This window comes from Streptomyces sp. NPDC053432 (genome assembly GCF_055585365.1).
Genome location: NZ_JBVJKF010000001.1, coordinates 564,343 through 588,986 on the forward strand (window position 1 = coordinate 564,343; position 24,644 = coordinate 588,986).

At 73.3% G+C, this 24,644-nt stretch carries 19 protein-coding genes and 1 pseudogene; 5 read left to right on the plus strand and 15 right to left on the minus strand.

Annotated elements, in window-relative coordinates:
* The first annotated feature begins 32 nt into the window (after positions 1–32).
* Genes ACZ6Y1_RS02500 through ACZ6Y1_RS02515 form a run of 4 tightly spaced genes read left to right on the plus strand, consistent with a single transcriptional unit; the run spans position 33 to position 5,186 of the window.
* Positions 33–1,301, plus strand: coding sequence for an aspartate aminotransferase family protein (locus ACZ6Y1_RS02500; protein ID WP_469621357.1), 1,269 nt, complete (start codon positions 33–35; stop codon positions 1,299–1,301).
* Positions 1,298–2,251, plus strand: coding sequence for an inositol monophosphatase family protein (locus ACZ6Y1_RS02505; protein ID WP_469621360.1), 954 nt, complete (start codon positions 1,298–1,300; stop codon positions 2,249–2,251). The genes ACZ6Y1_RS02500 and ACZ6Y1_RS02505 overlap by 4 nt, the downstream gene beginning before the upstream one ends.
* Positions 2,248–3,285: a zinc-dependent alcohol dehydrogenase gene (locus ACZ6Y1_RS02510; protein ID WP_469621363.1), complete on the plus strand. Its 1,038-nt coding sequence runs from the start codon at positions 2,248–2,250 to the stop codon at positions 3,283–3,285. The genes ACZ6Y1_RS02505 and ACZ6Y1_RS02510 overlap by 4 nt, the downstream gene beginning before the upstream one ends.
* Positions 3,282–5,186 carry a beta-galactosidase gene (locus ACZ6Y1_RS02515; RefSeq protein WP_469621366.1) on the plus strand — a complete coding sequence of 635 codons (1,905 nt, stop codon included), beginning with the start codon at positions 3,282–3,284 and terminating at the stop codon, positions 5,184–5,186. Before ACZ6Y1_RS02510 ends, ACZ6Y1_RS02515 begins: the two co-directional genes overlap by 4 nt.
* Positions 5,187–5,274: 88 nt before the next feature.
* Here ACZ6Y1_RS02515 and ACZ6Y1_RS02520 read toward each other — a convergent pair whose 3' ends face one another.
* The 14 genes and pseudogenes from ACZ6Y1_RS02520 to ACZ6Y1_RS02585 form a co-directional block, all read right to left on the minus strand.
* Positions 5,275–6,063 (minus strand): crotonase/enoyl-CoA hydratase family protein, encoded by a 789-nt coding sequence (locus tag ACZ6Y1_RS02520; protein WP_469621370.1) that lies wholly within the window; start codon positions 6,061–6,063, stop codon positions 5,275–5,277.
* 70 nt (positions 6,064–6,133) lie between these two features.
* A complete protein-coding gene (locus ACZ6Y1_RS02525) occupies positions 6,134–6,973 on the minus strand; it encodes a PaaX family transcriptional regulator (protein ID WP_469621373.1) in 840 nt (279 codons plus the stop codon).
* Between the two features lie 109 nt (positions 6,974–7,082).
* The gene (locus ACZ6Y1_RS02530; protein ID WP_469621377.1) at positions 7,083–7,841 is read right to left on the minus strand and encodes a maleate cis-trans isomerase family protein; all 759 of its coding nucleotides are present in this window, start codon (positions 7,839–7,841) and stop codon (positions 7,083–7,085) included.
* A 9-nt stretch (positions 7,842–7,850) separates the two neighbouring features.
* On the minus strand, positions 7,851–8,762 hold the full coding sequence (locus tag ACZ6Y1_RS02535; RefSeq protein WP_469621380.1) for a fumarylacetoacetate hydrolase family protein: 912 nt from the start codon (positions 8,760–8,762) through the stop codon (positions 7,851–7,853).
* A 95-nt stretch (positions 8,763–8,857) separates the two neighbouring features.
* Positions 8,858–9,970: a cupin domain-containing protein gene (locus ACZ6Y1_RS02540; RefSeq protein WP_469621382.1), complete on the minus strand. Its 1,113-nt coding sequence runs from the start codon at positions 9,968–9,970 to the stop codon at positions 8,858–8,860.
* On the minus strand, positions 9,967–10,995 hold the full coding sequence (locus ACZ6Y1_RS02545) for a carbon-nitrogen hydrolase family protein (RefSeq protein WP_469621386.1): 1,029 nt from the start codon (positions 10,993–10,995) through the stop codon (positions 9,967–9,969). Before ACZ6Y1_RS02545 ends, ACZ6Y1_RS02540 begins: the two co-directional genes overlap by 4 nt.
* A gap of 11 nt (positions 10,996–11,006) precedes the next feature.
* Entirely contained in the window at positions 11,007–13,412 is a 2,406-nt protein-coding gene (locus ACZ6Y1_RS02550; protein ID WP_469621389.1) for an oxidoreductase, read from the minus strand.
* Between the two features lie 70 nt (positions 13,413–13,482).
* Positions 13,483–13,911 carry an acyl-CoA thioesterase gene (locus tag ACZ6Y1_RS02555; RefSeq protein WP_469621740.1) on the minus strand — a complete coding sequence of 143 codons (429 nt, stop codon included), beginning with the start codon at positions 13,909–13,911 and terminating at the stop codon, positions 13,483–13,485.
* A 129-nt stretch (positions 13,912–14,040) separates the two neighbouring features.
* Positions 14,041–15,647, minus strand: a pseudogene (locus tag ACZ6Y1_RS02560) (benzoate-CoA ligase family protein); the annotation flags it as partial.
* A gap of 410 nt (positions 15,648–16,057) precedes the next feature.
* A complete protein-coding gene (locus ACZ6Y1_RS02565; RefSeq protein WP_469621392.1) occupies positions 16,058–16,210 on the minus strand; it encodes a hypothetical protein in 153 nt (50 codons plus the stop codon).
* Between the two features lie 121 nt (positions 16,211–16,331).
* Complete coding sequence (locus tag ACZ6Y1_RS02570) at positions 16,332–18,401, minus strand: ATP-binding SpoIIE family protein phosphatase (RefSeq protein ID WP_469621395.1); 2,070 nt, start codon at positions 18,399–18,401, stop codon at positions 16,332–16,334.
* A gap of 74 nt (positions 18,402–18,475) precedes the next feature.
* Complete coding sequence (locus ACZ6Y1_RS02575; protein WP_469621398.1) at positions 18,476–20,539, minus strand: SpoIIE family protein phosphatase; 2,064 nt, start codon at positions 20,537–20,539, stop codon at positions 18,476–18,478.
* 110 nt (positions 20,540–20,649) lie between these two features.
* Positions 20,650–21,681, minus strand: coding sequence for an arylamine N-acetyltransferase family protein (locus tag ACZ6Y1_RS02580; RefSeq protein ID WP_469621401.1), 1,032 nt, complete (start codon positions 21,679–21,681; stop codon positions 20,650–20,652).
* A gap of 22 nt (positions 21,682–21,703) precedes the next feature.
* Positions 21,704–21,940: a hypothetical protein gene (locus ACZ6Y1_RS02585; protein ID WP_469621404.1), complete on the minus strand. Its 237-nt coding sequence runs from the start codon at positions 21,938–21,940 to the stop codon at positions 21,704–21,706.
* A 168-nt stretch (positions 21,941–22,108) separates the two neighbouring features.
* On the opposite strand from ACZ6Y1_RS02585, the gene ACZ6Y1_RS02590 reads away from it, so the two are divergent.
* Positions 22,109–23,281 (plus strand): PP2C family protein-serine/threonine phosphatase, encoded by a 1,173-nt coding sequence (locus tag ACZ6Y1_RS02590; RefSeq protein WP_469621407.1) that lies wholly within the window; start codon positions 22,109–22,111, stop codon positions 23,279–23,281.
* On the opposite strand, the gene ACZ6Y1_RS02595 is transcribed toward ACZ6Y1_RS02590, so the two are convergent.
* Complete coding sequence (locus tag ACZ6Y1_RS02595; RefSeq protein ID WP_469621410.1) at positions 23,278–24,603, minus strand: M1 family metallopeptidase; 1,326 nt, start codon at positions 24,601–24,603, stop codon at positions 23,278–23,280. The two genes, ACZ6Y1_RS02590 and ACZ6Y1_RS02595, sit on opposite strands and share 4 nt — an antisense overlap.
* Positions 24,604–24,644 lie beyond the last annotated feature (41 nt).

Sequence of the window (24,644 nt, forward strand, 5' to 3'; positions counted from 1 at the left end):
CGGTGCATTCCCGACCCGTGTGAGAGAGACCCATGGATACCAAAGACGTCACCGACCACATCTATTACCCCGTCAGCGAGTTCAAGATGGCGCGGGGTGAAGGTGTCTACCTCTACGACGAGGACGGGAACAGCTACCTCGACTGCGCTTCGGCCACGTTCAACCTGAGCCTGGGCTATTCGCACCCGGCCGTCGTCGCCGCCATGAAGGACCAGCTCGACAAGGTCGTCCACATCACCTCCTCGTACCAGAGCGACCCCGTCAACGGGCTCGTCGAGCGGCTGGTGGAGGTGTCCCCGGCCGGCCTGACCAAGGTGCACCCCAAGGTGTCGGGCGGTTCGGCCGCCAATGAGGGCGCCATCAAGATGGCCCAGTTAGCCACCGGGAAATCCGAGGTCATCACCCTGTTCCGCAGTCATGTGGGACAGACGATGATGATGACGTCGATGTCGGGGAACTCGTTCCGCCGAGAGCCTTTCCCCCATCTCTTCCCCGGCAGCCTCCAGGTGCCCGACCCGTACTGCTTCCGCTGCTTCTACGGGCAGCAGAAGGACAGTTGCGGAATGATGTGCGTGGACCGGCTGGAGGATTTCGTCGACTACGCGAGTTCCGGCCGCGTCGCCGCCGTCCTCATCGAGCCGATTTCCGGAAACGGCGGCAACATCGTGCCCCCGGACGGCTACATGCAGAAACTGCGGGCCTTCTGCGACGAGCAGAACATCGCCCTCATATTCGACGAGATCCAGACCGGCATCGGCCGCACCGGCCACATGTTCGCGGCCCAGTACTTCGACGTCGAGCCCGACGCCATCACCACCGCCAAGGGACTCGGCGGCTCGGGTGCGCAGGTCGCGGCGATCCTCACCAACGAGCGGCTCGCCGGCCTGCCGGCCAGCCACCACTCCTTCACCTACGGCGCCAACCTGCTGGCCGCCGCCGCGGCGAACGTCACCCTCGACATCGTGCGGCAGCCGGAGTTCCTCGCCAACGTCACCCGGACCGGCGACTTCATCATGGAGCGCCTCCACGACATGCAGCGCCGCTACCCGGCCATCGTGGACGTCCGCGGCGTCGGTCTCATGATCGGTTTCGAGATCGCCGAGGCGGACGGCAAGCCCGCCGTGAAGCTCACCAACCACCTGGCCGCCAAGGCCATGGACCACGGCCTGATCCTGCGCACCTCGCGCTACGGCTACGGCAACGTCCTCAAGATCCGGCCGCCGCTGATCCTCACCATGGAGCAGGCCGCGGAGATCTGCGACAAGCTGGAGAACCTCTTCCTGGCGGAGCTGGCCCGATGAAGGAGCTCCTCACCTCCCTCGGACAGCACGTCCGCTCCGAGCTGCTGGCCTACGAGGCCCACGGGCGCGAGCGCCGGGTCCACGGCGACTCGCCGGGCGGCGACGCCCAGTTCGACGTCGACGAGGTGGCCGAGAAAGCCGTACTGGACTACCTGCGCGCCCACGCCGACGTACCGACCGCCCTGTACACCGAGGACGGCTCGTACGTGGAGCTCGCGCCCGACCCGCAGGTCCTCCTCGTCGTCGACCCGATCGACGGGACCCGCCCCACCTCGGCCGGACTCGAGATGGGCATGGTGTCCATCGCGGCGGCCCCCTACGGCGACGGAGCCCCCACCCTCGCCGACGTCGACGCCGCCTGCCTGGTGGAGATCAAGAGCGGTGCGTGGCTCTACGGGGACGACAGCACGGGACTCGACAGCGGCGGCTTCGCCGCTCCCGTGCCGCGGCTGAGCCGGAACACCGACCTGACCCGCATGTTCTGGTCGATCGAGTTCAACGGCCACCCGATGGACCTGATGACCGAGGCGTACGGTCACCTCGTCGACCGGTCGGCGAACACCGGTGGCATCTTCGTCTTCAACAGCAGCACCTTCTCCATCTCCCGCATCATCACCGGGCAGCTCGACGCGTACGCCGACATCGGCAACCGCGTCCTGCGCGACCACCCGGACACGGAAGAGGCCTTCCTTCGGGTCGGCCGCGGCTCGATCCTGCACCTCTTCCCCTACGACATCGCGGCCGTGGTGTACCTGGCCCGGCTGGCCGGCGTCGTCATCACCGACGCCTACGGCGACGACCTCGGCAGCACCTCCCTGGTGGACCTCGGCCCGCTGAACCAGAAGTCCTGCATCGCCGCGGCGACGCCCGAACTCCACAAGCAGCTCCTCGAATCCATCCGCTGGGACCTCGGCCGCGCCGCCGTCGCGTCCGCGAAGGAGGCATCGTGAAGGCCCTGACGCTCACCGCCGACCGCACGCTCGCCCTGGTCGACCGCCCCAAGCCCGAGCCCCTGGCCGCCGACGACGTCGTCATCCGCGTCACCCAGAGCGGCATCTGCGGCACCGACCGCAGCGTGCTCGTCGGCAAGTTCCCCGCCGAGACCGGCGTGGTGATGGGCCACGAGGCCGTCGGCGTCGTCGACGCCACCGGCCCCGGCGTCACCCGTTTCGCGGTCGGCGACCGGGTCATCGTCAACCCCACCCTGTACTGCGGCACCTGCTCCACCTGCCTCGAAGGGCACTGGAACTTCTGCCGGCGCAAGGAGGGCACCGAGGTCGGGCTGGACTACGACGGCTCCTTCGCCGAGTTCATCCGCCTCCCCGAGCTCTTCTGCCACGCGGTTCCCGACGGCATGAGCTTCGACCGCGCCGTCGTCGTCGAACCGCTCGCCTGCGCGCTCAACAACATCGAGGCCGGCCGGCTGGCGGCGGGCGAGACCGCCGTGGTCGTCGGCGCCGGCCCGATGGGCGTCGTCACCGCCATGGCCGCCCAGCTCCACGGGGCCACCGTGCTCCTCGTCGAGCCCGACCCGGTCCGGCGGCGGCTCGCGCAGGAGGTGTTCGAGGCGCCCGAGTTCGCGGGCCGCGTCAGCCTCCACACCCCGGACGACCCCGGACTCGCCGCACGCGGCGACCTGGTCGTCGACTCCGTGGGCAACCTCCTGGAGCAGAGCATCCGCTACGCCGCCGTGCGCGGCCGGGTCGTCGTGATGGGCTTCAACAGCAACGCCTCCGCCACCGTCCGCCCGCTCACCCTCCTCCAGCGCGGGCTGCAGATCATCGGCGCCGGCGACTACAACAGCATGATCTTCCCGAAGGCCGTGGAGCTGGCCCGCCGGCTGCCGCTGGAGCGCGTGGTCACCCACCGCTTCGCCCTCGCCGACCACGAGGAGGCGTTCAAGGCCCTGGCCGCCGTCCCGGGTGCCGGGTACGCCGCGCTGAAGGTCGTCCTCGTACCTCCGTACACCGGGGCGGACGCGTGAACCCGGCCCCGCGCACCCGGCTGGCCGGCGCACTGGTCCCCGGCACGGCCCGGCCGGTCGTCGTCGGCGAGTACCCGTACTACCGGGCCGACCCCGCCAACTGGGCGTCCAACCTGCGGGAACTGCGCGCCCTGGGCGTGGACGTGGTCTCCTGCTACCTGCCGTGGCGGTTCCACGAGACCGGTGAAGGCGAAGGCCGGTCCTTCGACTTCACCGGGAAGACCGACCCGCAGCGCGACGTGGTCGGCCTGCTGGAGCTGGCGGAGCGCGCCGGGCTGGGCGTGCTCCTCAAACCCGGCCCGTTCATCCACGCCGAGGTCCAGCTCGGCGGACTGCCCGACCGGCTGTGCGGCCCGGACCACACCCCGTACCGCGGCCTCGACGGCAGCGTCCTCACCTCGCAGGGAAAGCCGCTGCCCAGCCTCCTCGACCCGGCGGTGCGGGCCGCGACGGAGGTCTGGCTGAAGGCCGTCGCCGACGAGGTCGTCGCCCCGGCCGCCGCCCCCGGCGGCCCCGTGGTCGCCCTCCAGCTCGGCAACGAGGGCACCGTCGGCGACGCCCACCTCCCCGTGGACGCGCAGGACGCCTCACCGGCCGCCCGCGAGGCCTTCGCCCGCTGGCTGGCCGGACGCGGCCTGCACGACGAGGCCGGGCGGACCGGCGAGGACGTCACCGGGTGGACCGGTGACCGGCGCCGGCTGTGGTCGCAGTGGTCCGGACACGCCATCGTCGACGTGTGGGACTGGATCTCCGGGCTCTTCCCGGCGGGCCCGGTACGGCTGGCCAACGTGCCCCTGACCGCGACCGCCGCGCCGCGCGCCGCCCTCGACGCCTGGGCGGCCCGGCAGCGCGCCGTCCAGGGCTCGGCGCACCTGACCGGGCACACCGAGTGGGTCGGCAACCCGGCCCGCGACACCGGCGCCTTCGGCTCCCACCTGACCGGGATCCTGCTCGGCGGCACCGACGTGATCGAGGCCAACTGGGGGTTCACCTGGACCGATCCGGCCTTCGCCGAGCCCGCCACCCCCGTCTTCAACGCCCTGCTGGCCCTCTTGCTGGGCTCAACGACCGTCAGCGTCTACACCGCCTGCGCCACGGGCAGCTGGGGCGCCCTGGTGGACATGGACCCCGACGGGCTGCGCTCCGAAGGCGTCGATCCGGCCCTCCACGCACCGCCGTACAGCCCCGGCGCGCCGCTCGCCGAGTCCGGCGCCCACCAGGCCAACGCGGCCGGCCTGCGCCTGCTCGCCGCGTTCCTCGACCGCTTCGGCGAGGTGCTGCTCGCCAGCACCCCGGACCACGACGCGGTGGTCCTCGTCGACCGGACCCTGCCGGAGGCGGGCGCCTGGCAGCGCACCGGCCGTACCGTCCTCGCGGAACTCGCCGACGCCGTCCACGGGGAGCTGGCCCGCTCCGGCCGGCTGATCGCCCCGGCCTGGCTGGACACGCCTCCCGGGCCGGACGGGGACGGTACGGAGCTCCCCGTCGCCGTACTGCGCGCCGGCCTCCCGGGCGGCTGCGACGGCCCCGGTGTGCTGACGCTGCCCGCCGGGGAGCCCGCGGACGGGGCGGTCGCCGCCTTCGTGGCCTCGTTCGCCGCGGCGCTGCCGGTCCCGGACGCGCCGCGCCCGGCGACGGCCCGCGGCAGGGCGCGCGTCCTGAGCCGCTCCGGGCCCGCGGGCGTCCGTATCGTCGGCGCCTTCAACCCGACCGGCGGCGAGGACCGGGTCACCGGCGACGGCTGGGCCCTGGACCTGCCCGCCGGAACCGCCGCCGTGACCGTCAGCCGCGACGGCGCACTCCTGGGCTGGCTGGCCACCCCCGAGCCGCCGTCCACCACCCCCGTCACCCTCACCTGGGGCGGCGGACAGGCCGACGCGGCACGCGTGCGGGCCTCCTGAGGACGCGGGCGGCGGAAGGACGCACCTGACAGCGCGCCTTCCGCCGCCCGCCCACAGCTGCTACGGGGCTTCGGCCCGGCCCTGCCGGTCAGTCGGTGAAGGAGCCGTGGCGGCCGGCGCCGCCCGCGAACCGGTCGGCGCCGGACCGCGTCTCGCCCGCGGTGAGCGGGACGAGGCCGTGGCGGTGTTCGGCGGCCAGGGCCTCCCGCTCCCCCAGCCCGTGCTGTTCCCGTACGGAGAGCCGGTCGTGCCGCAGGCACAGCTGCGGGAAGGCGGCGATCTCGCGGGCGAGCCGCTCCGCCGCGCCGCGGGCCTCCCCGGGCGGTACGAGACGGTTGACGAGGCCGATCCCGTGGGCCTCGGCGGCGGTCACGGGGCGGCCGGTGAGGATCAGGTCCATCGCCCGGCTCTCGCCGATCAGGCGCGGCAGCCGGACGGTACCGCCGTCGATCAGCGGGACGCCCCAGCGGCGGCAGAACACGCCGAACGTGGCGTCCTCCTCCGCCACGCGCAGGTCGCACCAGAGGGCCAGTTCGAGCCCGCCCGCCACGGCGTGGCCGCTGATCGCGGCGATCACGGGTTTGGTCAGGCTCATCCACGTGGGACCCATGGGGCCGTCGCCGTCCGCCTCCACCCGGTTGCCGCGGTCGGTGCCGACGGCCTTGAGGTCGGCACCGGCGCAGAACGTGCCGCCCTCCCCCCACAGCACGGCGACGGACGCGTCCTCGTCCGCCTCGAACTCACGGAAGGCGTCGGCGAGCAGGGCCGCCGTCGGGCCGTCGACCGCGTTGCGGACCCCGGGACGGCTCAGGATCACGGTGCGGACGGGGCCGTCGCGTTCGATCCGGACGGCAGGGGGTTCGGGGGTCGTGGCCACGGCGGAACTCCAGGGTCCGGGGATGCGGTCGGATGCGGGGCAGGGCAGGGCAGGGCAGGGCAGAGCGTGTCTACCCCCGCGCGGTCTCCTCCGCCAGCCCGGTGACCTCCTGTACGTGCCTCAGGCTCGGGGCGGCGAGTACGTCGTTCAGCCGCTGGAACGTCTGGCGCGCGGCGACCGCGTTCCAGTCGGCGGGCAGCAGTTCGGCGGGCAGGCCGGGGTCGAGGTAGGGCAGCCGGCGCCACTGGGTGAGCATCGGGACGTAGTGGCGGAAGGCCTCGGCGCCGTCGACGGCGCCCTGCTCGGCCAGCGTTCCGGCGACGGGTCCGTACGCCTCCGTGAACCCGGCGTACTGCTCCTGGATCGCCGGGAAGTCCCACCACGAGCTGACCGTGCCGGGCAGGTCGCTGAAGGCGGCGTAGTCCGCGGCGAACAGGTGCACGTAGTCGCTCAGCCCGCGCCGGACGAGCATGTCGCGGGCGTCGCCGAGGAGCCGGCCGGGGGCCAGCCACACACCCGGGGCGATGTTCCCGAAGCCGAGCCAGGTCAGCCGGGTGCGCAGCTGGTAGCGGTACGAGCGCTCGGACTCCGGGACGGAGAAGACGGCCATGGCCCAGCCGTCGCTCAGCTTCGCCGGCTCCAGGCTGCCGAAGATCCGCCGGTCGCCCTCGTCGAAGACGGGCTGTGCGGCGGGGCTGAGCCGGTAGCCGGTGGCGCCGCGGCGCTCCGGTTCCAGTACGCCCTTCTTCTTGAGGCGGGAGATCGCCGAGCGGGCCGCCGGGCCGTCGACGTCCAGTTCGGACATCAGGGTGATCAGGTCGGCGACGGAGATCCACCCGCCGAGGCGCCGCAGGAACGCTCCGTAGACCGTGTTGATCAATGAACTGGGCCGAATCGGAGTGTCCGCCATGATCGCCTTCCGTCGTGTGCGGTCGCGATCCTACCGAGCCGGGCCGTTGGGGCCCCGTCCAGGTGCCGGTACGGCTCGGCGGGCGGCGGCGCGGCGGCCGCGCCGGCGGTCAGGCGTGGGCCCCGGACAGGAGGTGGCCCGCGCCGGGGGCCACCGCCGGGAGGCCGAGGGTGCGCAGCATCTGGTGCGCCGTGCACACGGCCGCCGAGACGACGGGCTTGCCGAGGAGCTGTTCGGCCTCGTCGATGGCGCCCAGGGAGGGCATCTGCACGCAGGCGGAGAGTACGACGGCGTCGGCGTCGGCGTGGTCCAGCGCCGCGGCGAGGCCGGGGAGGCGGGCGGGGTCGTGCGCGGCGACGTCCAGGTTGTCCGGGATCTCCAGGGCGGTGTGGTCGAGGACCTCGATCCCCTCGTGGGTGAGGTAGTCGACGACGGTCTTCGTCAGGGGCCGCATGTACGGGGCGATCAGCACGATCTTCTTCGCCCCGAGGGTCCCCAGTCCGTGCACGAGCGCTCCGGCGCTGGTGACGACCGGGGCGGGGGCCCCGTTCTCCACGGTGCGCAGGTGCAGCCGCTCCTCGGAGGTGCGGTGGTAGCCGAGCCCCATGCTCATGATGGCCACCAGGCAGGCGTAGCCGAGGACGTCCACGTGCGCGTCGGAGAGTTCGACGGCGCACCGGTCGGAGTCGGCGTCCATGGCCTTCAGCTGCTCCGGGGTCACATGGGTCATGCGCATCCGGCTGGAGTGGAAGGTGAAGCGTTCGGGTGCGAGGGACTCGCGGGCCCGCAGGATGGCCGGGACCTCGGTCTCCATGGTGACGTTGGAGCTCGGCACGATCTGGCCGATGCGGTAGGTACGGGAGGACATTCTCGCTCCTCAGCGGGCGTCGACGACGGGGTTGGTCAGGGTGCCGATGCCTTCGACGGTGGCCTCGACGGTGTCGCCGGGGACGAGGAACTCCGGCGGGACCATGCCCGCTCCGACGCCGGCGGGCGATCCGGTGGCGATGACGTCGCCCGGTTCCAGGGTGACACCGGAGGAGATGTCGGCGATGAGGCGGGCGATGGGGAAGAGCATGTGCCGGGTGTTCGACTTCTGCTTGGTGACGCCGTTGACGCGCAGCGAGAGGTCGAGGTCCATCGGGTCCGGGATGTCGTCGGCGGTGACGACTTCGGGGCCGAAGGGCGCGTAGGAGTCCTGGCCCTTGGAGAAGAACCACTGGCCGGAACGGCGCTGGTCGCGGGCGCTGATGTCGTTGACGATGCTGTAGCCGAAGACGTGGCCGTACGCGTCCTCCTCGCGCACGCGGAACGCGGTGCGGCCGATGACCACGGCCAGTTCGCACTCCCAGTCCAGCTGGGCGGTGAGGCCGCCGTTGTGCAGGATCGGCTGGCCGGGGCCGGTGACGGCGGTGGCGGGCTTGCTGAAGAGCACCGGCCGCGTGGGCCTCTCCTTGTCGGTGTCCAGGCTGCGGCTGGACTCCTCCACGTGTTCGACGTAGTTCAGCCCGACGCCGATGATCTTGCCGGGGCGCAGCGGGGCGCGCAGCGACACCTCCTCGGTCCGGTGCACGGCGTCGGCGGGCCAGGCCGCCGGGCCGCCCGCGAGCAGTTCGCGCGCGGCGTCCCGGGCGGGGGCGCCGGCCCTGATGAACGACAGCAGGTCCAGCGGGAGCCGCACGCCCGCCCGGCTCGCCAGGACGGCGAGGTCGACCACGCGGTCGTCGATCCGGGCCCCGAGGCGGGGGGGTCCGTCGGGGGCGGTGTGGGTGTAGGTGACCAGTCGCATGGCTGCTCCTTGGGTTTGGGGGGAGGGAGAGGGGGTGCCCCGCCGCACCGGAGCCGGTGTCAGGGCCGGCAGGGCCTCCGGTGCGGCGGGGCGGCTCAGGCGGCGGGCTGGTGACCGCCGTTGTCCGGGTACGCCTCTTCCCGGAAGAAGCCCAGGGAGCGCATCACGGGGAAGTCGTTGAAGGAGAACAGGCAGGCGTCCTCGGACGGGTCGGGGTTGTGGTGCTCGTGCCAGGCCCAGGAGGGGACGCAGAAGATGTCGCCCTGCTTCCATGCGAAGCGCTGCCCGGCGATCACGGAGACGCCGCGCCCCTTGGCGGCGGTGTAGACGACCGAGCCGGTGTGGCGGTGCGCGAGCGTGGCCTGGCCGGGGCGCAGGAGCTGCAAGTGGGCGCCCATGGTGGGCATGACGGGCCCGCCGGTGAGGGGGTTGGTGTACTCGGCGATCACGCCGTCGTACGGAGAGCCCTCGGTGGCCTTCGCGAGCTTGCGGAGGGCTTCGTAGGTGGGCTCCCACGGGAAGGCGAGGAGCGGCGAGTACGGCCGGGTCCACTTCTCCGTGCCGTACGGGAGCAGGTTGCCGCCGTAGGTCAGGACGGAGGAGTTGATCACCTTTCCGGGGGTCTGGTACAGCTCGGGGTGGACCTCGTAGAAGCCGGCGTCCAGCGCGTTGACCAGGGGTATGTCGAGTCCGTCCTGCCAGATCACGGGGGCGTCCCCGGATTCGTTGCCGTGCTCGTGCCAGGTCCCGTTCGGCGTGATGGCGAAGTCACCCGGCGCCACCTTCAGCTTCTGCCCGTCCACGACGGTCCAGGCGCCGGTGCCCTCGTGCACGAAGCGCAGGGCGGCCGCCTGGTGCCGGTGGGCGGTCATGGCCTCGCCGGGTCCCATGATCTGCAGGCCGGTGTAGAGCAGGCCCACGGCGGCGCTGACGTCCCTGCGGCCGGGGTTGACGAGCATGACCACGCGCCGGCCGGCGTCGTCGGCCCTGACGAGCGGCAGGGCCTTGTGGACGAGCGGCCGCAGGTCCTCGTAACGCCACAGCACCGGAACCGACTCGGGCTGCGGGTACCAGGGCTCGATGTCGTTGGCGACGGTCCACAGGGCGCCCGCTTCGAGCTCGGCGAGTTCCTCGTAGTAGGCGGTGAGTTCGGGGCTCGTCGACACCCGGGCGCGGCCCGGTCGGCTGTCGTCGTACTCGGTGGTCATGAGTCCTCCTCGAGGGGGCCGAGTGCCTCGGTGGGCAGGGGTGGCGTGGTGCTGCGCGCGGTGTCGGTCGCGAAGGTCACCGGGGTGCGGGGGCGGTCGTCGACGTGGAGCCGGAAGACGTCGAAGCGGTTGTAGTGGCCGACGATGTCGTGCATCTGCTTGGGCTGGACGCAGCGGGCGAGGTCGATCTCGGCGTAGACGATGCCCTCGTCGTCGACGAGCGGTGCGGTGACGGGGCGGCCGTCGGGGCCGAAGATCCCGGAGAGGGCGCTGCGGGGGCGGGTGAACTGCGCGCGCAGTTCCTCGTCGTCCCCGGCGAGCATGTCCACGATCTCCGGGGAGACGGTGGAGCAGGCCACCACGGAGAAGACCTTGCCCTCGAAGCTGTGGGCCGCGGTGCGGACCGCGATGGCGTCGGCCATGTCGTAGTCGGCGGGGGCGACGGGCAGGGCGATGTAGCAGGACGCGTGGACGAGTTCGCCCTGCGCGAGGAGGGTGAAGCGGGCCAGGGTGTTGGTGTTCTCGCCGCAGGCCAGGGCGCCGAGCGGGCCGACGGGCGTGGGGTGCACCTTCAGCGAGCTGCCGTCGCCGCCGGTCCAGGTGAGCTTCTCGGCCCAGGTGGGCACCAGCTTGCGGTGCACGCCGAGGAGTTCCCCGTCGGGTCCGATGGTGAGCAGGGTGTTGTAGAGGACGCCGAGGCTGTACGGGCTGCGCTCGTTGACCCCGATGACGAGGACGACGCCGTGCCGGCGGGCGGCCCCGCGGAGCCGGTCGACGTGCGGGCCGGGTAGGTCGACGGCGGAACGCTGGAGGCGCTCGAACCAGGGTGAGCCCTGGACGGGGTTCATCGTCCAGTTCCAGTAGGGGTAGCCGGGGACGAACACCTCGGGGAACACGACGAGTCCGGCTCCGGCCGCGGCGGCCTCGGCGATCAGCCCGATCGCCTTGTCGACGGTGGCCGCGGGGTCGAGGTACACGGGGGCGGCCTGCACGGCCGCGGCGGTGAAGCGGGGCAGATGGTCCATCGGGTCTCCAGTCAGCGGGCGGCTGCGGCGGCGGCCGGAACGGGCGGTACCCAGCGCTGGTGCACGGGCGGCGCGGCCTCGCGGAGCAGCTGGAGCCGGGGCGGGACCCGGTCCGTACGGGCGCCCGGCGGGCGGCCGCTGCCCGCCTTCCAGGAGGCCGGCCAGGGCGCAGCCGGGCCGCTGTAGCCCTGGGCGGCCGCGGCGTGCAGGGCCCACAGGGGGTCGTGGAGGTGGGCGCGGCCCACGGCGCACAGGTCGGCCCGGCCGGCCAGGACGATCGAGTTCACGTCGTCGTAGGTGGATATGGCGCCGACGGCGATGGTGGGGACGCCGGTGGCGTTGCGGATCAGGTCCGCGTACGGGGTCTGGTAGCTGCGGCCGTACCGGGGGCGCTCGTGCGGGACGACCTCGCCGGTGGACACGTCGACCGCGTCGGCTCCGGCCTCTGCCAGGGCCCGGGCGATCTCCACCGCGTCGGCCTCACTGGTGCCGCCCTCGGCCCAGTCCGCGGCGGACATCCGGACCACGAGCGCCTTGCCCTCGGGCCAGACGGCGCGCACCGCGCGCAGCACCTCCAGGGGGAAGCGCAGCCGGCCGGCGAGGCCGCCGCCGTATCCGTCCGTACGCGTGTTGGTCAGCGGGGAGAGGAAGCCGGACATCAGGTGGCCGTGGCCGTACTGCAGTTCCAGGGCGTCGAAACCGGCGCGGTGGGCGCGTTCGGCCGCGGCCACGAAGTCGCGGGCGATGTCGTCCATGTCCTGGCGGGTCGCCTCGCGCGGAACGCCGGCGAGTTCGCTCCAGGGCAGCGGGGAGGCGGCGACGAGCGGCCACCCCGCGGCTCCGAGCGGCGCGGCCCTGCCGTCCGGCCGGGGCACGGCGGTCGCGGCGCGGCGGCCGGCGTGGGTGAGCTGGATGCCCAGGCAGGTGTCCGACTGGCCGTGGACGAATGCGGCGATCCGCCGCCAGGCGGCCTCCTGGCCGTCCGTGTACAGGCCGGGGCAGCCCGGGGTGGCGCGGCCGTCGGCGCTCACCGCCGTCATCCCGGCGAAGACCAGGGCGGCGCCGCCGAGCGCCTGGGTGCTCAGGTGGACGAGTTCGAAGTCGCCGGGGACTCCCTCCCGCGCCGTGTACAGGGCGGTGGGCGGTACGACGACGCGGTTGCGCAGGTGCAGGCCGCCCAGCCGGAACGGCCGGAACATCGGCGGCACGGCTCCGGGGACGGTGTCCGCGCCGCCGGCCCGGATGGCCGGGGGCGCGCTCAGCCCGGCGTGCCAGGAGTCGACCGCGTCGGTGAACCGCTCGTCCCGCACGCGCAGGTTGTCGTAGGTGACGCGGCGGCTGCGGGTGAGGAGGTTGAAGGCGAACTGTCTCGGGTCCTGCCCGGTGTAGCGGCCGATGTTCTCGAACCATTCGAGACTGGCCTGGGCGGCGCGCTGGGTGGATTCGACGACCGGCCGGCGTTCGCCCTCGTACGCGGTGAGCGCCGACGGCACGTCGGGGTGTTCGTGCAGGCATGCGACCAGGGCGAGCGCGTCCTCCATGGCGAGCTTGGTGCCGGAGCCGATGGAGAAGTGCGCGGTGTGGGCCGCGTCGCCGAGCAGGACGACGTTCCCGTGGCTCCAGGAGGCGTTGCGGACGGTCGTGAACCGGATCCACTTCGAGGCGTTGGGGATCAGGCGGCGGCCTTCGAGGTGGCCGGCCAGGATCTCCTCGCACCGCCGGACGCTCGCCCAGTCGCTCTCGCCGCGGCCGAACTCCCGGTCCGCGAAGGCCTCGAAGCCCGCCCGCCGCCAGTCCTCCTCCGCCATCTCGACGATGAAGGTGCTGCGCTCGCCGTCGTAGGGATAGGCGTGGACCTGGATGCTGCCGAAGTCCCCCTTCTCCACGATGAAGGTGAAGGCCTCGAAGACGCGGTCGGTGGAGAGCCACATGTAGCGGCAGTGCCGCTCGTCCAGTTCCGTCCGGAAGCTGTCCCGGTACGTCTCGCGGGCCGTGGAGCGGATCCCGTCGGCGGCGACCACCAGGTCGTAGCCGGCGGAGAGTTCCTCCACGGGCGGCGCCCCGGTCCCGTAGTGGACGGTCACCCCGAGGTCCGCGCAGCGCGTCTGCAGGATCTCCCGCAGCCGGTTGCGGTCGAGGGCGGCGAAGCCGTGGCCGCCGGAGACGTGGACCTCGCCGCCGTAGCGGACGTCGATGTCGCTCCAGCGGGCGAACTCCGCGGACATGGCTGCGAACACGGCCGGATCGGCCTGGGCGATGCCGTCGAGCGTTTCGTCGGAGAAGACGACGCCGAATCCGAACGCGTCGTCGCGGGCGTTGCGCTCCCACACCGTGATGTCCCACTCCGGGGAGAGCTGTTGGGCCAGGGCCGCGAAGTACAGCCCGCCGGGCCCCCCTCCGATGACTGCTACGCGCACGGTGTTCCTCCTGGTGGTTCCGGGCAAGAGAATATGTCGTCGATTTGGCGAGCGTCAAGGATTCGACACATCAGGTGAAGAGTTCGGGCGCCTGGGGCCCGGACTTGGTGAGGACCTCGCGGACGTCATCGGGCCAGGCCGCGGAGCCCGTGGCCCGTGCGGCCGAGTGCGCGATGACCATCCGGCCGCTCGCGGCCGCGCCCTCCCCCTCCCCCTCGCCCCGGACGGTGAAGGCGTAGTGGAGGGAGCTGGTACCGACCTCGGTGACCCTCAGTTCGGTGCGGACGGTGTCGCCGAACCACAGCCGGGCCCGGTAATCGGCCTCGAAGTGGACCCGGGGCGTGCTGCCGAAGAGGTGCGACAGCCCGAGCCTGCGCAGCAGGACGGCCTCGGCCGCCTCGACCCAGCGCACGACGGTGGAGTGGTGGTAGTGGCCGGCCGCGTCGGTGTCCTGCCACTCGACGCGCCGCTCGACGACGATGCTCGGCAGGTTCCGCACGAGGGCCTCGGGGCAGCCGGCGGCGCAGTCGTCCGCCGGGGCCGGTGCCGCGTCCGGGGCCTGCCGCCGGGCGCTCGCGGTCCCGGTCCGCCTGCCCAGCTCGGCCCGCCTGCCCAGCTCGGCCCGTCTGCGCAGCTCGGCCCGCTGGAGCTTGCCGTTGCCCGTGCGCGGGAGCTCGGTCACGAACTCGACGGCGCGCGGGTACTTGTAGGGCGCGATGGTCCGCTTCACGTGGTCCTGGAGCTCCTTGACCGAGGCTGCGTCCGGCGCGACCCCGGGGCGCAGGACCACGTACGCCTTGACGAGCATGCCGCGCTCCTCGTCCGGGGCTCCGACGACGCCGCACTCCTCGACGTGCGGATGGGAGGCGAGCGCCTTCTCGACCTCGGGGCCGGCGATGTTGTAGCCGGAGGAGACGATCATGTCGTCGCTGCGGGCCACGTACCAGAAGTAGCCGTCGGCATCGCGGACGTAGGTGTCGCCGGTGATGTTCCAGCCGTTCCTGACGTACGCGGTCTGCCGCGGGTCCTCCATGTACCGGCAGCCCGTGGGGCCGGTGACGGCGAGGAGGCCCGGCTGCCCGTCGGGGACGGGCTCGCCCTGCTCGTCGACCACACGGGCCCGGTAGCCGGGGACGGGCCTGCCCGTGGAGCCGGGGCGTATGTCGCCGTCGGAGGCCGAGATGAACACGTGGAGCATCTCGGTGGCGCCGATCCCGTCGATGATGCGCAGGCCGGTGGCCGCGTGGAACTCCTCCCACACCGCCGCCGGCAACGCCTCCCCCGCCGACACGCAGCGCCGCAGCCCGGCCAGCCGGCCCGCCTCGCCAGCCGCCATGATCGCGCGGTAGGCCGTGGGCGCGGTGAAGAGCACGGTGACCCCGTGCTCCTCCACGAGTTCGGCCAGCCGCTGCGGGGAGGCCTGCTCGACGAGCAGCGTGGAGGCACCCACCGCGAGGGGGAAGACCACCAGCCCGCCGAGCCCGAAGGTGAAGGCCAGCGGCGGGGTGCCGGTGAACACGTCGTCCCGGCGGGGCCGCAGGACGTGCCGCGAGAAGGTGTCCGCGTTGGCCAGCACGTCCCGGTGGAAGTGCAGGGTCGCCTTGGGCCGACCGGTCGTACCGGAGGTGAACGCGATCAGGGCCACGTCGTCGGCGGCGGTGGCCACGGCGGCGAACCGCCCGTCCTTGGCCGCGCAGCGCGCCACCAGATCGGCCCCGCCCGCCCCGCCGTAGGCCAGCACGGCCGGCCCGGAGTCCGCCCCGTCCACGGCGGCGGCGAGTCCGTCCAGGTAACGGTGGTCGCACACCGCGAGGGCGGGCCTGGCGATGCCGGTCAGTTCGGCGAGCTCGGCGGCCCGCAGCAACGGCATGGTGGTGACGGCCACGCAGCCGGCCTTCAGCACGCCCAGCCAAGTGGCCACCAGCCAGGGGTTGTTGGGGCCGCGCAGCAGGACCCGGTTGCCGGGCACGAGGCCGAAGTCCTCGGTGAGCACCTGCGCGACCTGGTTGACGCGGTGCAGCAGGTCGCCATAGGTCCACCGCTCGGTGGGGTCAGCAGGCAGGGCCGGTCGGGACCCCAGCGCCGGACCGCTTCGTCCAGCAGTCGCTCGGCGCAGTTGAGCCGGTCCGGGTAGCGCAACTCCGGCAGGTCGAAGTGCAGTTCGGGCCAGAGGGGGAAGGGCGGGAGCCGGTCGCGACAGAACGTGTCGACGTGCGCGGACGGGGAGAGCTCCATGGGGCGGCACCTCATCTCGGGGCAGCGGGGAGAGTGGAGCAAGTATCTCGCCAAAATTGCGACCGTCAAGAAGACGCGATATTTGATTTCGATAACGTGGCGTCATACGTATGACTACCTGCATCGCGGGGAGTCCCGGGTCGGCGGAACCGGCTCCGCCGGCCGGGGACGACGGCTTCCGGGCCGCCGCCCCCGTCCGGCGGCCGGGTCAGCCCGGCCGCAGGCCGTGGCCGTAGGGAGGAGAGCGGGTCACCCGAGTCGTTCGGCACGTCCTCGCGTCCCGCCAGGACGCTCTCCATCGAGCGGGGCAGTTCGAAGGGCAGCCGCCCCTCGGCCGAAGAGCACGTCGAGCGGCGCTCGGTCCGAGGCGCCGAAGTTCTGGAAGAGGAGACCCGCCTTCTCCTCCGGCGTCATGCGCCCGAGGAGGTCCCGCTTGCGCTCGGCGGCGCGGGGAGGCGGGGGTCTTCGCAGGGTTCCATGACGCCGTTGCCGTTGAGATCACGGAACCGCGTGCCGTCCGGAGCGGTCAGGATGCGCGGCCGGGGGGCCGGAGTGTCTGCCATCGAATGCTCCTAGAAGCTTCACTTCAAGAGTCGTAAGACTCGGAGATTACACGTGTAACCACAGAAGGAACAGAGCTGTCGGGCAGACGGGCGCGTCGGGTGGCGGATCCCGGGCCGCCGCTCAGATCTGGGGGCCGCCGATGGCCTGCTCCGTCCAGATCGTCTTGCCCGTGCCGGTGAACCGGCTGCCCCAGCGGTCGGCGAGCTGGGCGACGAGGAAGAGGCCGCGCCCGCCCTCGTCCGTCTCCCGCGCCCGGCGCAGCCGGGGCTGGGTGCTGCTGGGGTCGGAGACCTCGCAGACGAGTACCCGGTCGCGGATCAGCCGGAGCCCGACCGGTCCGCCCGCGTAGCGGATGGCGTTCGTCACGAGTTCGCTGGCGACGAGTTCCGTCACGAAGCCCAGCTCGTCCAACTCCCACTCGGACAGCTGTCGTAGCACCAGCTCACGGGCGCGGGCCACGAGCGACAGATCGGCTTCGAGCTCCCACTCGGCGACCCGGGCGGACGGGAGCGCGTGGGTGCGGGCGAGCAGCAGGGCGACGTCGTCGGCGGGTTCGCCGGGGAGCACTCCGTCGAAGACGCCCTGGCTGACCTCCTCCAGGGGCCGGGTGCGGTCGGCGCCCGCGAGCGTGGCCCGCAGCCGCTCCAGCCCCTCCTCGATGTCGCCGCCGCGGCTGCCCACGAGCCCGTTCGTGAAGAAGGCCAGCAGGCTGCCGGGCTCCACCGCGAACTCGGTGACCTCGAAGGGCACTCCGCCCACGCCGAGCGGCGGCCCCGGCGCCATGCCGACGAAGACCGGCTCTCCGGCAGGCGGCAGGAGGGCGGGGGGCGGATGTCCGGCCGTGGCGACGGTGCACCTCTTCGTCACCGGGTCGTAGACGGCGTACAGGCAGGTCGCTCCGAGGACCGCCCGCTCCGAGGGCGAGGCGCCGCTGGTGTGCTCGTCGGAGAAGCCGAGCACCAGGTCGTCGAGGTGCGTGAGCAGTTCGCCCGGGTCGAGGTCGAGGTCGGCCAGGGTCTGCACCGCGGTCCGCAGTCTCGCCATGGCCGCGGTGGCGTCGAGGCCGTGCCCGACGACGTCGCCGACGACGAACGCCACGCGCAGGGACGGCAGGGGGATCACGTCGAACCAGTCCCCGCCGACGCCCACGCCGCCGCCCGCCGGCTGGTAGATCCCGGCGGAGTCGGCGGCGGGCGTGTTGACGGCGGAGGTCGGCAGCAGGCTGCGCTGCAGGGCCACGGCCGACCGGTGCTCCTTGGTGTAGCGGCGGGCGTTGTCCACGCCGATCGCCGCCCTGGAGACGACGTCCAGGAGGAGGGCGGCGTCCTCTTCCGCGAACGCGGACGGGAGTTGGGCGCGCCAGACCGTCACGCATCCGAGGACCAGCCCCCGTGCGTAGAGCGGCACCGCCACGGAGGAGTGCGCCCCGCCGGGGATGAAGAGCGGCAGGGTCGCGGGGTCCACTCCGAGGGCCGTGCGGAGCACGGACACGTCGGAGACCAGTACGGCCAGCCCGTCCATGAAGGGAGCCATCAGGTCGTTGTCGGGGACCGGAGGGACGGCCTCCCCGACGGGCAGGAGGTCCTCCGCGGAGATCCCCGGGCTCTGCGCGGCGGCGGCCCGGCGCAGCCGGACGTCACCGCCGGAGTCGAGGTACGGCGGTTCGTCGCCGACCAGTACCGGTTCGGCGAGGTCCACGGTGGCCAGGTCGGCGAAGTCGGGGACGAGCAGGTTCACCAGGGTCTCGGCCATCCCCGTGACGTCGAGGGAGGTTCCGATGGTCGCGATCGCGGCCTGGGCCAGCGCCGCCCGGCGCCGCTCCGCGTCCCGCTCGGCGGTCTCCGCCCTGGTCGCGGCGGGGGTCAACAGCACCAGCCACCGCGCGCGGGGGACGGCGTGGTCCGCGGCCCGCACCCCGAGGCCGACCAGCTCGAACGCCGGTCCGGCACGGCGGCCGGCCGGGCCCGCGCCGGGTGGGGTCACGGGGCGCCCGTTCGGGGCCGTGGGTGATCCCCCGCCCGGGAGCAGTGCCAGCAGCGGGACGCAGACCCGGCCGGGCGTGCAGTCCAGCAGACTCGCGGCCGCTTCGGAACAGGCCACGACCACGCCCGCGTCGTCCAGCACGACCGCTGCCGTGCCGCCGGCGGGCGCCGGGGCCGGGCCCGGGCCGCCGTGCTCCGTTTCGCGCATGTCGCCTCCACGCGGCGTGACATCCAGTATCGCCCGCGAGGGGTCGCCCGGCGACCGGGCGGCCGGTGCCAAGTTCAGGGGGCGCGGCGGACGCGGGCCAGGACGAGGACGGTGTCGTCGGTCGGCGGGATGGGCAGCAGGTTCGCGAGGATGCGGTCCGCCACGGCCTCCAACGTTCCCGCTGGTCCGGCGAGTTCGGCGCGCAGGGCGTCCAGACCGGTGTCGATGTCCCGGCCGCGTGCCTCGATGAGGCCGTCGGTGTAGAGGGCGAGGGTCGCGTCGGCGGGGAGCTCGATCTCGGTCGTGCGGAAGGGGAAGCCGCCGACGCCGAGCGGTACGCCCGCGTCCGCGCCGATGGTCTCCACCGTGCCGTCGGGGCGCAGCAGCAGGGGTGGGGGGTGGCCGGCGCCGGCGATGCGGGCGTGGCCGTTCGTCGGGTCGTAGACGATGTACAGGCAGGTCGCGAGCTCGATCCCGGCCACCTGGGCGCAGGCGTCGAGCTCGGCCAGCAGCTCGGCGGGGTCGTCGACGTGTCCGGCCAGGGCGTCGGCGGTGATGCGGAGGCGGCCCATGGAGGCAGCGGCCGACACCCCGTGCCCCATCACGTCGCCCACGACGAGGGCGACCCGGCCGTCGGGCAGGCTGGTCACGTCGTACCAGTCGCCGCCGACCTCGGTGATCCGGCTTCCGGGGACGTACCGGTGCGCCACGTCCATGTGCGGTCCGGTCTCCAGGGCGCGGGGCAGCAGGGCCCGCTGGAGGGTGAGGGCGATGTCCTGGACACGGCTGTACAGGCGGGCGTTGTCCAGGCAGATCGCGGCGCGCGAGGCGAGTTCGCCGGCGAGGAGCACGTCCTCCCGGGTGAAGGCCGGCCGCTCAGCGGAGCGGCCGAACATGGCGATCCCCTGGACGGTGTCCCGGGCGATGAGCGGGGCGACGAGCACGCAGGCCACCCCGCTCTCGGCCATGATCCGGGTGCGCGACTCGGTGAGGACGGTCCGGGCCAGGAACTCGGAGTTCACCTCGGCGGAGATGGCGCGGCCGGTGCTCAGCATGTCGTGGATGACGGAGCCCGGCGGATAGCGCACCTTGCCCACCCCGCTCACGAGTTCCACGGCGGGCGGGGGAAGGATCGTCCCGGAGGCGATCCTGCGGGTGATCAGCGGCAGGTCCGGGTCGAAGTCCTCGGACTCGTCCATCCATTCCACGATCTCGACCACCGCGCCGTCGCAGAAGCCGGGCATCGACGCGTCGACCAGTTCCTGTGCCGTGAGGTTCACGTCGAGGGTGGTCCCGATGCGCGTGGAGGCCCCGTCGAGCAGGGCGAGGCGGTGGCGGCTGGCGGTGGCTTCCAGGATGGCCCGTTCCCGGTCGGTGACGTCCACCATCAGCCCGCCGACGCCGGGGCGGGAGCCGACGGCCTGGCTGAGGGGGAAGAAGCTGACCGAGCGGACCTGGTCGCGGTCCGGATGTCCTCGCGGGCGCGTTCCCACCAGGGCGCCGACGACCGGATCCCCGCCCTGGGCGACGGCGCGGAGCATGCGCTGGTACTCGCCGCCGTCGGACATGATCATGATTTCGTCCATGCGCCGGCCGAGGTGCGCCTCGATGGAGAGGCCGTCCATGTCGGCGAGCGCCTGGTTGAGGTGGACGTACCGCAGGTCCGGGTCGAGCATGACCAGGCCGATGGGGCAGTTCTCGAAGAGGGCGTCGAGGAAGGCGAGGTTGGTCTTGACCCGGTCGAGTTCGTCGCTGCGGCTCGCCAGGACCATCACCACGGAAGGGCCTCCGGCCGCAGTCACGGCGAAGGCCCGGAAGCCGCAGGGGAAGCCGCGGCCGTCCTGGTGCCGGGCCTGGAGCCTGCCCCTCCAGTAACCCTGGCTCCGGCCGCGCCGCGCCAGCCGGGTGCAGTCCTCCGAGGAGCCGTGGGTCCCGTCGGCGAAGAGGACGGCGCCGGGCTTCGCCAGGACGTCGATGGGGTCGTAGCCGAAGAGTTCCCGCGCGCCGGGCCCCCAGTGGCAGACCCGGTCGTCGTCGTCGAGGCCGAAGACGGCGACGGGCACGCGTTCGAGCAGCGTCCCCGGTTCGGACCGGAGCGGACCGTGAGCCTGCGCGCCCCCCGGCCGAGCCGATGGCACGAGACGTCCCCTTCCACCCGCTGATCTGTCCATCCATTATGCGAAGACCTCAGGAGTTGCGCGGCGGGAAGTGCGCCGGGCCGGCCCCGGCCGGCCGGCTCGGGCCGTGGTTACCGAGCGGGGCCCACGGCCGCGGCCGGCCGCCGTGCGGCGATCTCGCGCAGCTCCTCCTCCGTGAGGGCGATCCCGAACACCTCCCGCAGCGTCGCGTCCAGGGCCTCGGGGGCGATCTCCTCGGTGGTGCTCGTCCCGTCGGGGCGGGTGGTGACGAGCTTCAGGTCGTCCAGGCTGTGGTGGACGGCCGGGCTCATGCGCTGCGCGAAGAGGCGGCGCACGAAGGGGGAGCGCTCGTGCGTGCCCACGAAGTGGCTGCCGACGACGTAGTCGATCGGGTACTGGGCGGTGAGGGTGAAGGTGTGGCGGTCGATCCAGGGGGTCCGGGCACGCTCGGGGTCGTCGTCCGGTCCGGCCGGGCCGGGGGCCGTCTGGTACAGCCACCACTGGTCGATGCCGTGGGCGCCGGGCCTCCGTTCCAGCCGGTGCCGCCAGCCGTCGTACGCGACGTGGGCGCCGTCGGCGAGTTCGACCGGGCCGAGGGGACCGGCCCCGAAACCCACGTCGCACAGCCACTCGCGGTCGTCGTCGCAGGCGGTCACGGCGAGCAGGCCGTGCGTGGCGGGGAGGACCTTGGGCGCGCCGAGGCTGACCCGCCCGATCATGCCGGTGACGTGGAAACCGAGCCGTTCGGCGGCGGCGGCGAAGAGGAGGACGTGCTCGAAGCAGTAGCCGCCGCGGCGGTCGCGGACGAGGCGGGCCTCGATGGAGGGCAGGTCGAGCGGCAGGTCCCGGCCGAGGAGGGCGTGGACGTTCTCGAAGGGGATGCCGGTGGTGTGGGCGCGCTGGAGGCCGTGCAGGACGGCGACGGTGGGCTCGCGGGGGCCGTCGTACCCGATCCGGGCCAGATACGCGTCGAGGTCGAGCAGTTCGCCGGACCACCGGTCGGGCCGGTGATCGGTCGGGCTGGGGTCGGGCACGGGGAGGAAGTCCGCGGGCCGGTCCTCCGGGCGCGCCCCGGGGGCCGGGTGGTCGGTGGTGGGGGCGGCGGTCGGTGCGCCCCCGGTCTCTGCTGGCCGGATGTTCATGATCCAAGCCTGCAACCTCCACCTACCTGGAGGTCAAGCCGGAATGCGGTCCTTCCGAACACAGGCGCGGGCCGAGCCGCGAGCACAGGGCCCGGGCGGTGGACCGTACCTCGTCGTCCATGGGGCCGCCCGCGACGACGTCGAGCACGGCGAGGGCGAGGTCGGCCTCCGCGCGGGTGAGGAGGGGCAGGCGTTCGGGTTCGGCCGGGGAGTCGATCTCCTCGGCCACGATGCTGGTGTACAGGTCGTCGAGCGTCACGTCGGGGGAAACGCGCAGGCCGGAGCCTGGTCACGCGGCCCGGGCAAGACTTTGCCGCCCGATGACGATCCGGCGGGATCCGCGGGATCCGCGGGATCCGCCGAGCCGGGCCCGGGCGGCCGGCGCACGCGCACTGCTGATCTCCCGGAACTGGTGCACGCTGGTGGAATGTCCGAGCGGGACGGGCAGGCGTCGCGGCTGCGGGCCGTGGAAGAGGCCCTGGAGCGGATCGGGACGTCCTGCGACGAGCGGGAGACCTGCCGGGAGCTGGCCGCCTTCCTGGTCCGCACGCTGTGCGACGCCGCGGCGGTGGAGCTGTCCGGCAGCGGTGCGGGGCACGAGCGCGTCGCCGCGCAGGGCGCGACCGGGCTGCTGGAGGGCCCGGCCCCCACGCCGGACGAGGGGCGGCCCGTGATGCGGTCCCGGGAGGGGCACGCCGCCGGTGCGGCCGGGCACGTGGTCCGGGTGCCGCTGGCCGCCCGCGGCGAGGTCCACGGGAGGGTGCTGGCGGCCCGGGCGAACGCGGGCTTCGGGGCGGACGAGCTGGCGACGCTGCGCGTCGCGGCGCGGCTCGCGGGCATCCACATCGGACACGCCCGGCGGCTGGCGGCCGCCGAGCGGACGGCGGTCGACCTTCAGCTGGCGCTGGTGGCCGAGCCGGGCCGGCCGCACCCGAACCTGGAGATCGCCAGCCGCTACCTGCCCCTCGGCGGGCGCGCCCTCGTCGGCGGCGACTGGTTCGAAGCGGTCCGGCTGCACTTCGGCCGCACCCTGCTGGTGGTCGGGGACGTCATGGGGCACGGCCTGGACGCCGCCGTCGACATGAACGCGTACCGCGCCGTCCTGCGCGAGATCGCCGCCACCGACCTGGCCCCGCACCGGGTGCTGCGCCAGCTGGACGCGCTGTCCGCGGCGGACGGGACCCGCCGCCCCGCGACCTGTCTCGTCGTCCGGGTCGACCCGGCGCGCGGCACGGCCGTGTTCGCCAGTGCCGGGCACCTGCCGCCCGCCATGTTCACCGGCGGTGGTACGGGTGAGCTGCTGGACGTCCCCGTCGGTCCGCCGCTCGGCACCGGCGTCGGGGGGTACGAGGCCCTCGCCCGCCCGATCGGCCCCGAGCAGACCCTGCTGCTGTACACGGACGGCCTGGTGGAACGACGTGGCGAGGACATCGACGCCTCGCTGGCCCGGCTCACCGCGCTCCGCATGAGCGCGGGTGCGCGGCCCCTGGACGTGGTGGACACCGTCTGCGACGGGCTCGACGCCCTGCACGCCGAGGACGACGTCGCGGTCGTAGCCGCCCGCCCGCGCCCCCGGCAGCCCCACGACGCCGACGGCTAGGCCACCGGCAGCGGCGGCAGGGACGGCTCGTAGAGCCATGCCCTGAACAGGTCGTCCAGCGGCTCGTCCGCGTAGCGGGCCGCATGGGCGGTGAAGCCGGCCGTGGTCACCGCTCCGCCCCGGTGCACGGACGCCCAGTCGCGCAGCATGCGGAAGAAGGCGCCGTCGCCCAGGGCGACGCGGACCGCGTGCACGGCGAGGCCTCCGCGCTCGTACAGCCGGTCGTCGAACATCAGCTTGCGGCCCGGGTCGGCCAGCTTCAGGTCCTGCGGCTCCGAGGCCAGCAGCCGGTGCGCGACGGACGCCAGCTCCTGCGCGCTGCGGCCTCCGGAGCGCTCCGACCAGAGCCATTCGGCGTACTTGGCGAAGCCTTCGTTCAGCCAGATGTGCCGCCAGTCGGCGATGCTCACGCTGTTGCCGAACCACTGGTGCGCGAGCTCGTGCGCGATGAGGCGCTCCGAGCCGCGTGCCCCGTCCACGTGGTTGACGCCGAACAGGGAGAGCCCCTGGGCCTCCACCGGGACGTCGAGCTCCTCCTCGGCGACGACCACCGCGTACTCGCCGAAGGGATAGGGCCCGAAGAGTTCCCCGAAGAGCTGCATCATGGCGGGCTGCCGGGCGAAGTCCCGGGAGAACCGCGGCAGCAGGTGCGCCGGCACGTACGCGCTCTGCGGGACCCCGCCGAGTCCCGGGTCGCCGAGCAGCACCGTCTGGTACATGCCGATGGCCAGGCCGACCAGGTAGCTGGAGGTCGGCGCGGACTGCTCGTACACCCAGGTCGTCGTGCTGGCCTTCGTGGTGCGGGTGAGCAGCCGGCCGCCGGCGACCACCGTGTAGGCGGAGGGGATGTTGACCGAGATCAGGTACGAGGCCTTGTCGGCGGGCCGGTCGTTGCACGGGTACCAGGAGGGTGCGCCGACGGGCTGGCTCGCCACGAGCGCGCCGTCGGTCAGCTCCTCCCAGCCGAGGCCGCCCCAGGGGCTGCGCACGGGCTTGGGGTTGCCCGACCAGTGCACTTCCACGGTGAAGGCGGCGCCCGCGGGGACCTGCTTGGCCGGCCGGACGCGGAGCTTCCCGCCCCGGTGGGTGTAGTGCGGGGCCCGGCCGTTCACCAGGACGCGGCCTATGCGGAAGTCCGCCAGGTTCAGGTGGAACTCGGTGAGCGGCGCCCGCCCGGCGATCGCGCTGAGCCGGGCCGTCCCGGCCAGCCGGTTGGGGCCGGGCCGGTATTCCAGGGCTAGTTCGTACCGGTGCACGCGGTAACGGGCATCGCCGTTGGCCGGGAAGTACGGGTCCGCTACCGCTGTCTGCTGGCCGCTCACTGCCGGTTCCGCTCCCTGCGCTGTGCTCGTACGGCGTGCTG